The organism is Alistipes senegalensis JC50, from assembly GCF_025145645.1.
Classification (GTDB): domain Bacteria; phylum Bacteroidota; class Bacteroidia; order Bacteroidales; family Rikenellaceae; genus Alistipes; species Alistipes senegalensis.
This window is the reverse complement of record NZ_CP102252.1, coordinates 933,793-946,501: the sequence shown is the minus strand read 5'-3', so window position 1 is coordinate 946,501 and position 12,709 is coordinate 933,793. Positions and strand designations below refer to the sequence as shown.

Annotated in this window: 10 protein-coding genes and 2 tRNA genes; 7 read left to right on the top strand and 5 right to left on the bottom strand. The window is 55.6% G+C overall.

Annotated elements, in window-relative coordinates; translation table 11 throughout:
* Positions 1 to 70: 70 nt before the first annotated feature.
* From NQ519_RS03665 to NQ519_RS03650, 4 genes are all read right to left on the bottom strand, one after another.
* A tRNA-Arg gene (locus NQ519_RS03665) sits at positions 71 to 142 on the bottom strand.
* 62 nt (positions 143 to 204) lie between these two features.
* Positions 205 to 1,686, bottom strand: coding sequence for an OmpP1/FadL family transporter (locus NQ519_RS03660; RefSeq protein WP_019149418.1), 1,482 nt, complete (start codon positions 1,684 to 1,686; stop codon positions 205 to 207).
* 216 nt (positions 1,687 to 1,902) lie between these two features.
* Entirely contained in the window at positions 1,903 to 3,099 is a 1,197-nt protein-coding gene (locus NQ519_RS03655) for a pyridoxal phosphate-dependent aminotransferase (RefSeq protein WP_026076271.1), read from the bottom strand.
* Between the two features lie 24 nt (positions 3,100 to 3,123).
* Positions 3,124 to 3,384, bottom strand: coding sequence for an HU family DNA-binding protein (locus NQ519_RS03650; protein ID WP_019149420.1), 261 nt, complete (start codon positions 3,382 to 3,384; stop codon positions 3,124 to 3,126).
* 171 nt (positions 3,385 to 3,555) lie between these two features.
* Between NQ519_RS03650 and NQ519_RS03645 the strand changes: the two genes are divergently transcribed.
* Positions 3,556 to 3,643: transfer RNA gene (locus tag NQ519_RS03645), tRNA-Ser, on the top strand.
* A gap of 859 nt (positions 3,644 to 4,502) precedes the next feature.
* Here the strand turns inward: NQ519_RS03645 and NQ519_RS03640 are convergent.
* Complete coding sequence (locus NQ519_RS03640) at positions 4,503 to 5,198, bottom strand: recombinase family protein (protein WP_019149421.1); 696 nt, start codon at positions 5,196 to 5,198, stop codon at positions 4,503 to 4,505.
* Positions 5,199 to 5,824: 626 nt separating this feature from the next.
* Between NQ519_RS03640 and NQ519_RS03635 the strand changes: the two genes are divergently transcribed.
* The 6 genes from NQ519_RS03635 (at position 5,825) to NQ519_RS03610 (ending at position 12,672) form a co-directional block, all read left to right on the top strand.
* Positions 5,825 to 7,153, top strand: a complete 1,329-nt coding sequence (locus NQ519_RS03635) for a DUF3575 domain-containing protein (RefSeq protein WP_019149422.1) — start codon at positions 5,825 to 5,827, stop codon at positions 7,151 to 7,153.
* A gap of 28 nt (positions 7,154 to 7,181) precedes the next feature.
* The gene (locus tag NQ519_RS03630; RefSeq protein ID WP_147513127.1) at positions 7,182 to 8,069 is read left to right on the top strand and encodes a DUF5119 domain-containing protein; all 888 of its coding nucleotides are present in this window, start codon (positions 7,182 to 7,184) and stop codon (positions 8,067 to 8,069) included.
* 159 nt (positions 8,070 to 8,228) lie between these two features.
* Positions 8,229 to 9,128: a fimbrillin family protein gene (locus NQ519_RS03625; RefSeq protein WP_227901031.1), complete on the top strand. Its 900-nt coding sequence runs from the start codon at positions 8,229 to 8,231 to the stop codon at positions 9,126 to 9,128.
* Between the two features lie 68 nt (positions 9,129 to 9,196).
* Positions 9,197 to 10,240 carry a fimbrillin family protein gene (locus tag NQ519_RS03620; RefSeq protein WP_019149425.1) on the top strand — a complete coding sequence of 348 codons (1,044 nt, stop codon included), beginning with the start codon at positions 9,197 to 9,199 and terminating at the stop codon, positions 10,238 to 10,240.
* A gap of 118 nt (positions 10,241 to 10,358) precedes the next feature.
* A complete protein-coding gene (locus NQ519_RS03615; RefSeq protein WP_019149426.1) occupies positions 10,359 to 11,387 on the top strand; it encodes a fimbrillin family protein in 1,029 nt (342 codons plus the stop codon).
* Between the two features lie 82 nt (positions 11,388 to 11,469).
* Positions 11,470 to 12,672 (top strand): fimbrillin family protein, encoded by a 1,203-nt coding sequence (locus NQ519_RS03610; protein ID WP_222704969.1) that lies wholly within the window; start codon positions 11,470 to 11,472, stop codon positions 12,670 to 12,672.
* The last annotated feature ends 37 nt before the right edge of the window (positions 12,673 to 12,709 follow it).

Here is a 12,709-nt window from a genome sequence, read left to right as displayed (position 1 = left end):
GATTTTACGGGAGCAAAGATAGGTAAAATTCCACAAGAAAAGGAGGAATAGCAATTCCTCCTTTTCTTTGTAGCCCCACCGCGACTCGAACGCGAATTTAGGGTTTAGGAAACCCTCGTTCTATCCCTTGAACTATGGAGCCGTTGAAACGATGCGGTGCGTCCGTCGCCGAACGCACCGCAAAGATAGCAATTTTTTCGGTTTTTAGAAACTGAACCCTACGCCGATCGAGAATACGTTGGCGTGGAGCGTGTAGTTGCCCGAAAATACCTCTTCGAGGTTGCCGTCGGTATAGCCGTAGAGGGGATAGGAGCCCGTGCGTTCGGGGTCTGCCGACGAAACGTAGCAGTAGGCCAGGTCGATCGACATGAACTTGGTGGGGCGCAGGCTCAGACCGGCCGTATAGGAGACCTTGGTCATCGACGGAGTTTCGGGGTTGAGATAGTCGCTGCTCACCGGGCTTTCGTCCACATACATACCCATTCGGGCCGTGATGAAATCGGTCGCGCGGTACTGCGCACCGAAACGGAAAGCCAGCGTATTCGAGTAGTTTTTCACCGAATAGATGGGTTTGATGCCCAGTTCCTTCTCGTTGAATGCCACGTTCAGGGCTTTGTAGGCCGACCATCCGGTCCATTGCAGATCGACGGCCAGTTCCCATTTCACGGCCGGGCGGAACGATACGGCCCACGTCACGGTCGTCGGAAGCGGCAGCTCGGCGTTGAAAGTTCCCTTGTCGAGTCCCGGGATCAGCTCCGTGTCGGGTTTGAGCTCTCCGAGTTTGGCGATGAGCGCCGCGGCCTGCGGGTCGATGTTCATCGTCGCGTGGCCTTTGCCCACTTTCATGTTCAGACGCGACCGCCAGGTCATGCCGACCGACCATTCGTCGGTGATGTCCCACAGGAAACCGGCGTTCACGCCTACGGCCACATCGGAATCGCCCTGGAGTTTGGCCGACACCAGCGACCGGTTCATGGTGCTGTTGAGATAGCCTTTGGCGCCTTCGAGCGTCTGGAGGGTCGCAGTCGCCTGGGCGAGCGCGTCGCCGGTGAGCATTCCGCTGTTGATTGCCCCCTGAAGTTGGGTGATATTCGGGTCGATCGTGCCGGAGATAAGTCCGCGGCGCATCGTGGGGGAGAGCAGCGACCGCGACAGGTCGAAATTGCCCCACGAAACCGTCAGACCCGCACCGACCGAAAGACGGTCGCAGATTTTGTACGAAACGGTGGGCTGGAAGGTGAAGGCCGTGAGGTTGATCTCCTGCACGAGGTGCGCTCCCGACCAGTTGTCGCCCCAGTTCATCGAGGAGCCGTAGGGGGTGTAGAAACCCAGTCCGACGGCCAGCCGCTCGGTGGGCTTGTAGTTGAAATAGACGTGGATCGGGGTCGAGAGCTTATTGTCGGATTTCTCGGCCGCGCCGCTCTGGTAACCGTTTTCCAGCGTCGGCAGCGAACGATAGCTGACATTGGAGAGAATGCCCGTCATGCCGGCTGAAATATCGAATTTCGAGGTCTGGAAAGCCGTGGCTGCGGGGTTGAAGAAGATCGACTCCGAGTTGAGTTTCATGGCCGTGCCCACGTGGCCCATACCGGTTTGCTTGGCCGACATGTTGTTGACCTGATAACCCTCGGCGTATGCGCCGGAGGCGATGGCTGCGGCGGCCAGAACGAGGAAAAGTTTTTTCATAACGAATTGGTTTGGTTTATACTCGGCGTGTCTTGCGACGCGCAAAATCGGGGGCAAAAGTAGGAAAACTATCCTCACGTCCCAAACTTTTTGGTCGAAAATTCCCGAAAATTGTACTGAAAGGTATAAGATTGGATGAATCGGCGGGTTCGTACATAGCGTAAGGGGCAGCGCCCCGCAGGACGCTGCCCCTCGTTTCGGAATTGCCGGCGGCCGCTATCGGCGGCTGTTGTAGGCTTCGAGCGCTTTGCTCAGGATGACGAGAGCCCGTTCGAGATCCTCTTTTTTCAGGACGTAGGCGATGCGGACCTCGTTGCGGCCGCATTCGGGATCGGAGTAGAAACCCGACGCCGGGGCCAGCATGACGGTTTCGCCTTCGTATTCGAACTCCGAGAGGCACCAGGCGCAGAATTTGTCGCTGTCGTCCACCGGGAGCCGCGCCACGGTGTAGAACGCTCCCATCGGGATCGGCGAATAGACGCCGGGGATGCGGTTCAGTCCGTCGATCAGGCATTTGCGGCGTTCGATGTACTCCTCGTAAACCTCCGTGCTGTACGACCGCGGGGCTTCGATCGAGGCTTCGGCGACGATCTGTCCGAGCAGCGGCGGCGAAAGGCGCGCCTGACAGAATTTCATCACGGCGTTGCGGAGTTTTCGGTTCTTGGTGATCAGCGCGCCGATGCGGATGCCGCATTCGGAATAACGCTTCGACACCGAGTCGATCAGCACGACGTTCTGTTCGATGCCTTCGAGGTGGCAGGCCGAAATGTAGGGCGAACCGGTGTAGATGAATTCGCGGTAAACCTCGTCGGAGAAGAGGAACAGGTCGTATTTCTGAACCATGTCGCGGATGCGGTCCATCTCGCGGCGCGTATAGAGGTAGCCCGTGGGGTTGTTGGGGTTGCAGATCAGGATGCCGCGCGTGCGTTCGTTGATCAGCTTCTCGAACTCCTCGATGGGCGGCAGCGCGAATCCGTTCTCAATCGACGAGACGACGGGCCGGATCACGGCGCCCGCCGAGATGGCGAAAGCCATGTAGTTGGCGTAGGCCGGTTCGGGAACGATGATCTCGTCGCCGGGGTTGAGGCACGACATGAAGGCGAACAGCACGGCTTCGGAACCGCCCGTGGTGACGATGATCTCCTCGGGGGTGAGTTTGATCTGATACTGCGCGTAGTAGGAAACGAGCTTCTCGCGCAGCGAACGGTAGCCGTCGCTGGGGCTGTATTCCAGCACCTTGCGGTCGATATGCTTCAGGGCGTCGAGCCCCACTTGCGGCGTGGGCAGGTCGGGCTGTCCGATGTTCAGATGGTAAATCTTGATGCCCCGGGCGCGTGCTGCGTCGGCCAGCGGGACGAGTTTGCGTATCGGGGAGGCCGGCATCTGCTCGGCGCGAAGGGAAATTTCAGGCATGTATACAGGGTTTTGCGGGCCGGATCATTCGATCTCGACCGAGGGACGGAACTTGATGACCTTGCGGGGCGGAATCTTCACGGCGGCGCCCGTGCGCGGGTTGCGGCCTACGCGTTCGGGACGCTGTTGTACGTTGAACGTGCCCAGTCCGGTCAGCGTCAGCCGCTCGCCTTCGCGCAGGGACTGCACCGTCACACGGATCATGGCGTCGATGGCTTTGCGGGCCTCGACCTTCGGGATGTTCGCGTCGAGAGCGATGGCTTCGACAAACTGCGCTTTGTTCATGGCTTCGTTGCGTGAGAGAATGATCTCCGGGTCCTAACTTGCTGACAAAGATATGCAAATTTCGGAAAAGAAGAAAATTATCTCCGGAATTTGAGTTCCGGGTTTGCGGGGTTGGAATAAAAACGGGATGGAGATTTGGCAGAATGGAAAATCGGTGCTACTTTTGTCTCCGGAAAGTTGGCGGAGTGGTCGATCGCGGCGGTCTTGAAAACCGTTGAACCGCAAGGTTCCGGGGGTTCGAATCCCTCACTTTCCGCCAGGACGGGAGACGGGTTGCAAATCGAGTTTGCAACCCGTTTTGTTTTCAGCCCCAAATTATGCGTTCGCCGCTTCGAGTCCTGCCAGGCGGTGCGGCTGTTGAAAACGTCTCCAAGAACACGGGTGCATCCTGGGAGATTCCGGGGTGCATCGGCCTGAATGAAGCTGTTTCGTATGCACGAACCGTCGTCCGGAAGTCGTTTCCGCTGTTTTGGGGCCGATGGGTTAGGAGATTGCCGGACCCGTTTCAGATACCCTGCGGCACGATTTATTGCTAAAATTAAATATTTTATTGTAAAATATTTTGCAGAAAAGAATATAATTCCTATATTTGGGCAGTGATAGATACGCAGTCAGTGCTGTTTTATCTAAACTGAATGATCGCAATATCAGGAAAAATAGCCAATGCAGGCACTTGGGGCGGGTTTCGGCCGAGTGGTTTGTACGATATGCGGTCGTTGGGTTCCCGTAATTCCGAACCAGTGCTTTTTGACAATATTTTATTTAATAAATAAGTGTCGGAACATGAATGGACATCGAAATTCTCTTTCAGCGCACACCGCCGGCCGGGGTGTTGTCAGCCGCAATGTCTGTGGGTTGTCCGACTGCTTATTTCACATCCTGCAAACTAAGCTATGAAGAATTCAAATAAGTTGTGACGCACTTTTTTGCAGGAGGAAGGGGCAGTCGTCGGCCCCTTCCGTTTTTTTGCGCTGTTTCTATTATATTATATGGTATCGGTGAAAAGATTCGGTTGGACATGGGCTGCATGCCCGAAATGTTCTTCTCCGAACTTTGGCATGATCCGCGCCTTTCCTGCCTGCCCCTCTTCTGAATGACGGGCGGTTATGGGGGCGCGTTCAGAGTTCGACCGTTTCCGTATGGTCGGTGATCGTCTTTTCTTTCGGCTCCGCAACGTTCCCATTGACTCTCCAGCGTTTTCTTTGACCTCGCATGATGGAATAGATGTATTGTTTCCGGAATCGGTCGAACGTATTTCTGGCCACTCCGTATTGGCGGCAGATGGCCGCTACGCTGTGCCCGCGGTTCATCATGCTCACTATTTCGCGGCGGTCGTCGATGAGCTGTTGCAGTTTGGTGTAGCTGCCTTTGCGGCGTCCGAGTACGATTCCTTGTTCGCGTCTCAGCGCCAGCGCCTCCCGTGTACGCATGGATATCAGGTTTCGTTCGATTTCCGCCACCAGCCCGAATGCGAAACAGAGCACCTTGCTGTTTATCGTGTCGTCGAAGGCGTAGTGATCTTTCGTGCTGTACAGGCAGACCTCCTTTTTGAGAAGTTCTCCCACGATCGCCATGATGTCTGTCAGGGTGCGGCTCAGACGGGAGAGTTCCGTTACGATCATCGTGTCTCCGCGTTTCATGCGGCGCAGGAGTGTCCTGAGTTTGCGTTCCCGGCCTTTCTTTTTGCCGCTCACGATTTCCGTTACCCAGCGATCCACATGCAGGTTACGGCTGTCTGCGAATTTCGAGATTTCGTTTTGTTGATTTGCCAGCGTCTGTTTTTCGGTGCTGACTCGTAAATATGCTACTATCATTGTTTGAAGGGTTAATGGATGTACTGCAACTAATGCCTCCTCAAACAAAAAACGGACATTCTCTGCCCGTTCGATAGAAGATAAATCGTTCGATTTCTCGGAGCAAATATATTACAAAAATTTTTTTTGCAGAAATTTTTTTCCGAAAAAATTGAATATCAACAAATTACCCCCCCCCAGCGAGTTTGCAATATATTGATTATCAATCGGATAACCAGATAGGCGAAAAATCGAAGGTTAATTGCATACTAACGAAGAGGTATGTTGCTGATAAATAATATATTGATCGGTTCTTTCATCTCCTTCCGCGGGCTCGGAGGCCATTTGGGAGAGGGTTTTCCCTGTATTTTCAACGACTAATAATCAACCCTTCTATGCGTACTTTCAATTGTGTTAGCAGGCTTTTTCGGCTTTTACCGGTCTTTATGAGCGTTGTGTCCGTCTTGCAGGTTCATTCCGCATTCGGAATGTCCGGCAGCCCGGAGCAGCGGGATTCATTGTTCTCGGTTTCGGATTCCACCTACCGGCAAGTCATCAGAGAGGGGGCTCGCAGCATGAGTTGTTATCTGACTTATCCGCAAAGCCGGACTCAGGTTCTTCCGGATTTCGAAAATAATGCGTCCGAATTGCGCAAACTCGACGAGTTCATCCGGCAGATTTATCGTGATAGTCTCATTTTCGTCAATTCGGTCCGCTTGTGCGGATATTGTTCGATAGAGGGTTCCTATGCTATCAACGAGCGTCTGGCCCGCAGCCGTGCGGAGGGATTCAGGGATTACCTCAATGACAAATACGCTCTTTCGTCGCATTTCCCGGTCGAGGTGAAGTGGGTGGCGGAAGACTGGGCCAAGTTGCGGGAGCTCGTCGAAGGTTCGCAGATGGCTCATCGTGAGGATGTTCTCTTTTTGATCGACCATGTGGGCGTATTCGAGGGCCGTGAGAAAAAACTGATGGATTTACGGGGCGGAGAACCTTATAAATATATGTTGAAGACGCTGTTCCCCGCGTCCCGGCGTGTCGAGATCACCGTGCAGTACGACCTGCACCGGATTATGGAGGAGAAATTGCAGCGCCGGTTGGACGATGCGGAGTTCGCCGCCGCTTTGGAGCAGGAGCGTGCTGCAGCCGAGGCCGAGGAGCGGCGTTTGGCTGCTCTTGCGGAGCAGGAAGAGGCCGCCCGGGTGGAGGCCGAACGCCATGTTGCCGAGATGGCTCGCTTGGAGGCCGAGCGTCAGGCCGCACAGGCTGCCCGGATAGAGGCTGAGCGCAAGGCGGCGGAGATGGCCCGTCTGCAAGCGGAGCGCGAAGCCGCCGAGGCTGCACGCCGGAAAGCCGAAGAGTTGCAGCGCCAGCGCGAAGCCGCCGCCGCTGCCCGCCGGCAGCGGAAGGAAAACCGCCGCTTGTATCCCATCGTGGGCTTGAAGACCGATCTGGTCGCATGGGCCGGAGTCTGCCCGGATTTCAAGAGAACGACTTTCATGCCCAATATCGCAGGCGAAGTCTATTTCGCAAAGCGTTGGTCTGTCGGGGTTTCCGCATTGTACGCCGATTGGGCTTACGACAGCGGCAAACAGTTCTGGGGCCTTTCGGCTTACAGCGTCGAACCCCGGTTGTGGTTCCGGGGGGACGGATTGTTCCGGGGTTTCTTTGTCGGAGTTTACGGCGAAGCGGGCGATTTCAACAACCAGCGTGACCGCCGCGACGACATTACCACTCTGACCAATTACACCGGTACTTATTGGAGCGCGGGCGTGTCGGTCGGTTACCTGCTGCCGTTGTCCCGGCATTGGAGTTTCGAATTGAGCGTGCGCGGCGGCTACCGCAGTGCCGATTACAACATCTACGACCGGGAACTGCCTTATTTCTATTACAACAGCTCGGATAAGAAAAACGAATTCGCATTGACCGGATTGAGGTTCGATGTGGTTTATCGGTTCGGAGGCAACAAGCATTGATTTGATTGCGGATCAATATCAGTCGGTTATGAAAACGATTGCTCATATATGTTTATCCATCGGGCTGTTGATGGCCTGGGGGTGCACCGAAGAGAGTTTGGACTATCGTAAACAAGAAGGTTACGTGCAGATCGCTTTGTCGTGGGACGAGGGTTTTTCGCCTGCCGGCAGCCGGTTTTATTTCTATCCCGAGAACGGCGGGGAGATGCTCTCTTTCGATTGCCCGTCGGAGGGATTCGGCGGCGTTCTGCCTGTCGGCCGTTATCGTGTCATTGTCGTCAATAGCGACTGCGTCAATGTTGCCGTGCGCAACGAGCGGAGTTACGATACGGCGGAAATCTATGTATTGCCGGACGAGGATGGCGAGCATGTCTGCCAGCCCGAAAGGTTGGCTTACGCCACGCGTTTGGTCGAGTCGGAAACTCTGGAAGTTCCTTACCGCGACACCGTTCGGGTCGCCGCTGCGCCTTGTTCGTGCATCAAACACGTCCGGTTCATGTTGGAAATCGGGGATTTCGTTCCGCTGAGTTCCTGCCGCGGTTCATTTTCGGGCGTTTCGCTTTCGCGTCATTGCCTTTCGGGACTTTGTTCCTCCGCCGCCGCGAGCGTGCGTTTTACCGCCGATCCCGTTGCGGGGAGCTCCTCTTTCACCGCCGATATTTACGTGCTCGACTTGGTTCCGCCTCGTACGGATGCTCCGTCGCATCTGTTATCGTTGGAGTTGGTGGGCGAAGACGAAAGTAGTACGGTTTATCCGGTCACGGCCGACTTGACGGACGCCGTCCGGAGTATCGCTTCCGAAGGCGGCGTGTTCCCGAATGAAATCTCCCTGCGTGTGGTCTTGTCGTTGATCGACGGCCAGCTTCGGGCTTCGGTCCTTCCGTGGGACGAGGGTTCGGGCGGAGGAGTCATATAGCCGTACCTGCAATTTTAGTTTATCGGGTAAAATAACATTCCGATCATGAAAAAACATATTCTTGAATATTCGCATTTGATCTGTAGTCTGTTTTTGTGCCTGCTTGCTTGTGTGTGCAATGGATGTACTGAGGAGCCATTGCAGGAAGACGGCCGTGCCGTGATACGTCTCGGTGCGAAGAGTCCCACCCGTGCCGTCAATTCATTGGAGGATCTCTCCGCTGCGGGAAACAATGTCGGGATCTACGGCATTCAGATTTCCGACGCTTCGTCCGGCATTCCATCGGACGGGAGCCAGTGGGGCGGTGTTCTGAGAATGGATAATGTCCGCACGACTTCCATCGACGCTCTTACGGGAAATATTTCGTGGGCCGGCAATTATTATTACCCTGCCGAGGAGGAGAGTTCGGTCGAGTTCTGCGCCTACCATCCTTACGCTCCGGTCGGAACCTCTTCCGAGGGCCGTTTCTTCGTGGAGGCTCCGGCATCCGGACACGCCCCCGTGTTGCATTTCTCTTTGAGCGGACGGGAGGATGTCATGTTTGCGACGCCCGTAACCGGCAGCCGCAATAGCAGGCCGCAGGGATTGGAGTTCCGGCATGTGCTCACGCAGTTGCGGTTCCAGGTGATCGACAGTTACGCTTCGTTGAACGAGGTGTCTCTTCGGGGCATTTCGCTTCTGGGGGTCAATAGCGACTCTTCCATGAACATCGAAACCGGAGCTTTGGGCGCTTGGAGCTCTCCCGGCGAGTTGGCCGTGCCCGGCATCACGGAGGTGCTCATTACGGGGTCGCCGACACAGCCTCAGAGCGTCGGTCAGGAGGTCATGTTGGAGCCCGGACAGCCGGAATTCCATGTTCGGGTCGAGACCTCGAAGGCGACCTACGATGACGTGCTTATCCGGCCTACATCCTCGATAGGCGGTGTGAAAGAGGAATCTTTCGCTGCTGGGCGCTCCTATCTCATTACGCTGTCGTTTCAGCAGCAGACCGGCATTGTCTTGAGCGCCACGGTCGTTCCGTGGGTGATGGCCGGTTACGGTTCTGCAATCGTTCAATAATGACAATCTCATAAGGTTATACCTTTTTATATTAATTAATTATTTACCAATTTTTTAATTTATTTGCTATGAAAAAGCTTTATGTTCCTGTGCTTGCTTTGCTGACGCTGGCAAGTTGCTCCAAGAGCGAGTTAGCTAACCGTCCCGTTGTCGAGAACGACATGGTCGAAATCATGGCTACCTCGAAAGCCCTTACTATTGAGACGCGTGCGCCTTTTGAAGGCCAGATCGCTTCCGACAACACTCTTACTGCCGTAGTTCTCGGTTCCACAACTACCGCAGATTATACCACCCGGTATTGCGACGGAACGATAACGTTCGCTGACGATACAAATGCCAAAGGTTTCGACACCACTCCGAAGTATTATCCGGTGAGCGATGCTACAGTTTATTTCTGCGCTCTTTATCCGACGGCCCTTGCTGACTGGAAAGATATTGCTACGACGGCAAAATACACGTTCGACGGTAAGACGGATGTCATGGCTGCTGCGGAAGTAAACGGTAAGAAAAGTACGGCTATGGCTGGTACCGTTCCTTCTTTCGAGTTCAAGCACCTGCTTACCAAGCTGGTTGTCAAAGTCAAGGCTGAGAATGAGGCTGCTCAGAACGTATGGGGTGACATCACCGGTATTACGCTCGTTAAAGCCATGAACGGTGACGTTTTCGATACTGCTGAGGTTACGTTGGCAACCGGTGCGGCTACAACCGGTACGGCATTTTCGAATCCTGTGGCAGACGGAATGGCATTTTATCGCATCGACGCTGCTGCATATACCGACAACGCAGTTGATGATGCAGATAATAAGATTGCATTGACGACTACGGCTGAGGAGGTTGCTTATTCGCTCGTAGCACCGATCACTGCCGAAAACGGTGTCAAGCACTTCACATTGAGTGTCGATACGAAACTCGGTGAGACCGTTACGACGAAAGAGGTTTCTTTCGACCTGTATAAGGCTAAGGTTGGCGAGGAAGATCCCGCTGTTTTCTCCGGCGATACGCAGGGCAAGGCTTTCGAAGTCACCCTGACGTTCAAGGCTACGGAAATCGTGGCTAAGGCTACCGTTACGGATTGGGTGAAGGGCGGTAACTCCGAGGTCGAGATCCAGTAATCAGGTCCCCTTTTTCGGGTTGCCGGCCGAGGTTTTCCCGAATATCGAATTTCAAACGGGGAGATGCGCCGTTTTACGGTCGGCACTTCTCCCCGTTTTTATAAATCCAAGCCCGATTATGAAGAAATTATCGTTTTTTTCGGCAGCTCTGCTTTTGGCGGCCGTCTTTTCGGCAGGATGTTCGAAAGACCGCAAACCGTCCGTGAAACCCACGCCCGACAAGGATGCGCCGGTGGAGATTCTGTTGAGCGGCGGTGTCGTTCCTGCAACATCCGCGGAGGTGCGTACGGCCCAACTGCCGCCGCTCACCCGTGCCGTGATCAATGCGGAACACGGGGCGTTGGAGGTCAGTTTCGCCCGTCTCGATCAACTCGACGACGGTCAATATCCTGCCTATGCGACTCTTTCCGCCGCATTGCCGGCGACGCTGGCCGCCAATACGGGCGAGGTATCTTCCGAGGCCGCAATTTCGTTCGCAACCTCTCAATATTACCTGAGCCGCGAAACCAATAACAATACGAAATTGGTGGGGTGGTATCCGCGGGCGGTGCCGGCTGCGGGTGTCGTGACGCTGAACATCGACGGCGGAACGGACATTATGCTGACTCAGGAACTCGTGGGTTGCAAGGTCGCCGAATCCCGGTTCGGCACGACCGGCAAGGTTTTCACCTTCGCACACCAGCTTACGCAATTCAGGTTCAAAGCCTATGCGGCCGATGCCGCAGCCCCGGCGGTTTGGGGGAAGATAACCGACATCGCCCTGAAAGACCGACAGACGAAATGCAAAATCACGCTGCCCGGTACGGTCGAGTTCGAGGGCGTTGCCGCAGACCTGTCTCTGTCGAAGAACCGGCTTGCCGATGATGCCGATATTGCCTATCCTCTGGCGTTCACCGAAGGTTCGGATACTGCTGCGGAGTGCGGTTATGCTATGGTCGCCCCTGTGGCAGCCGGTGCGTCCCTGTCGCTGGCAGTCGTCACGGAGCAGGGCGGAACCTGCGAAGTCGCGCTGCCGGTTCCCGACGCCGGATTCGAAAAAGGCAAGGCTTACGACGTGGTGTTGAAATTCACGACTACCGCTGTCGAGCCTGTGGCCACGATCGGAGCGTGGGTGGATGCTTCGGACCGGGTGGAAATCCCCCTCTGAGAAAGCGATGCTTTTTTCGAGGTCGTATCTTCCCGCAAGTCGGAATCGCAGGATGTTTCCGATTCTGAAAAGCAGGTATATTATGAGAAAAATATTGTTTTTAACAGGAATTTTGTTCGTGGCCGGCATCGCCGGGGCATGCCATGATTCCGAGTCTGCCTCGGGCCGGCCTGGCGGAATCGAGGTCGGCTTCGCGTTGCGCGGTGTCGGGATCTCGGCCTCGGTGCAGCCGCAGGTCCGTCCTGACAGCCGGGCTGCCGCGGAGTCGTTGTCCGCAGGGTCCACCGTGCGTGTGGCCGCCTACAAACGCCGGGCATCCGGTGCGACTGCGGATATTGCGCAGGATACTTACGTGAGCGAGGTCGCTTACGAGGTGCAGGAAGACGGTTCTCTGAAACCGTGCGCGGTGGATTCCGAGGGCAAGGTTACGAGTTCCGCGGGCGACGCTATGCGGTTGTCGGCCGGGGCGTACGATTTTTACGCGCTTACGCCGGCTTTGCCGTTTGCGGACGACCATCGTTCGGTCAGCGTCGAACACGGTACGGATTACGCCTGTTCGCTTACCGCTGCATGCCAGGTGGCTCCGCAGTCGGGGACTTCGTCGCAGACTGTCGCGTTGAGCATGTTGGAGCGTAAGTGCAGCCAGTTGTATTTCACCATCTCCCGGAAGGCCGAGAACGTCACGAAAGCCGTTATCAAGAAGGTGGAGCTTTCCGAAATCACGCTTTCGCCTGTTTCGGCTGTCGTGTGCGAGGTGTTGCCGACCGATGTCGGCGGCGGCACTTACGATTTCCCCGCGTCCACCTTCACTCCGGGCGACCAGCCCTACGAGTACACGGTCGCGGACGAGGTGTTGCCCAAGGCCGACGCTCCCTTCGGGTTGGCCATGCAGGTTGTCTTCAACAGCGCTACCGAGGCCACCGATCTGGATGCTCAGGTTTCCGCTATGGCGTTTGCGCCCGGTCTTCGTTACACGTTCGATGTCTCCTTGCAGGGGGGCTTCGTTTTGCTGACGTTGCAGATCACGCCGTGGAATACGGATGCCGTCTGGGACACTTCCCTGGGGGATCAGCCTCATTTCAGCGTCGTCGTCGGCTCCTGGGAGATCTCCGGTTGGACGACCGACGTGGGCGGTTATTTCACGCCGCAGATAAAGCCCGACAGTTGGACCGAAAATAAGGATTGGTCAGCCGATCTGGGGGCTTATTTCTCCGCGTTGGCCGGTTCCGATGCGTGGACCGATGTCGATATGGGCGGTATCGTTTTCGAAAACGCGAGCGAGTAGCCGCACCCGCACTATCGTTCCGGGCGGGGTCCGACGG

What these genes read in the sequence shown, in the direction of transcription:
- NQ519_RS03650 (WP_019149420.1), bottom strand. Translation starts at nt 3,384, where the DNA reads ATGAACAAAGCGCAGTTTGTCGAAGCCATCGCTCTCGACGCGAACATC.
- NQ519_RS03630 (WP_147513127.1), top strand. Translation starts at nt 7,182, where the DNA reads ATGAAAACGATTGCTCATATATGTTTATCCATCGGGCTGTTGATGGCC.
- NQ519_RS03620 (WP_019149425.1), top strand. Translation starts at nt 9,197, where the DNA reads ATGAAAAAGCTTTATGTTCCTGTGCTTGCTTTGCTGACGCTGGCAAGT.
- NQ519_RS03640 (WP_019149421.1), bottom strand. Translation starts at nt 5,198, where the DNA reads ATGATAGTAGCATATTTACGAGTCAGCACCGAAAAACAGACGCTGGCA.
- NQ519_RS03615 (WP_019149426.1), top strand. Translation starts at nt 10,359, where the DNA reads ATGAAGAAATTATCGTTTTTTTCGGCAGCTCTGCTTTTGGCGGCCGTC.
- NQ519_RS03660 (WP_019149418.1), bottom strand. Translation starts at nt 1,686, where the DNA reads ATGAAAAAACTTTTCCTCGTTCTGGCCGCCGCAGCCATCGCCTCCGGC.
- NQ519_RS03655 (WP_026076271.1), bottom strand. Translation starts at nt 3,099, where the DNA reads ATGCCTGAAATTTCCCTTCGCGCCGAGCAGATGCCGGCCTCCCCGATA.
- NQ519_RS03610 (WP_222704969.1), top strand. Translation starts at nt 11,470, where the DNA reads ATGAGAAAAATATTGTTTTTAACAGGAATTTTGTTCGTGGCCGGCATC.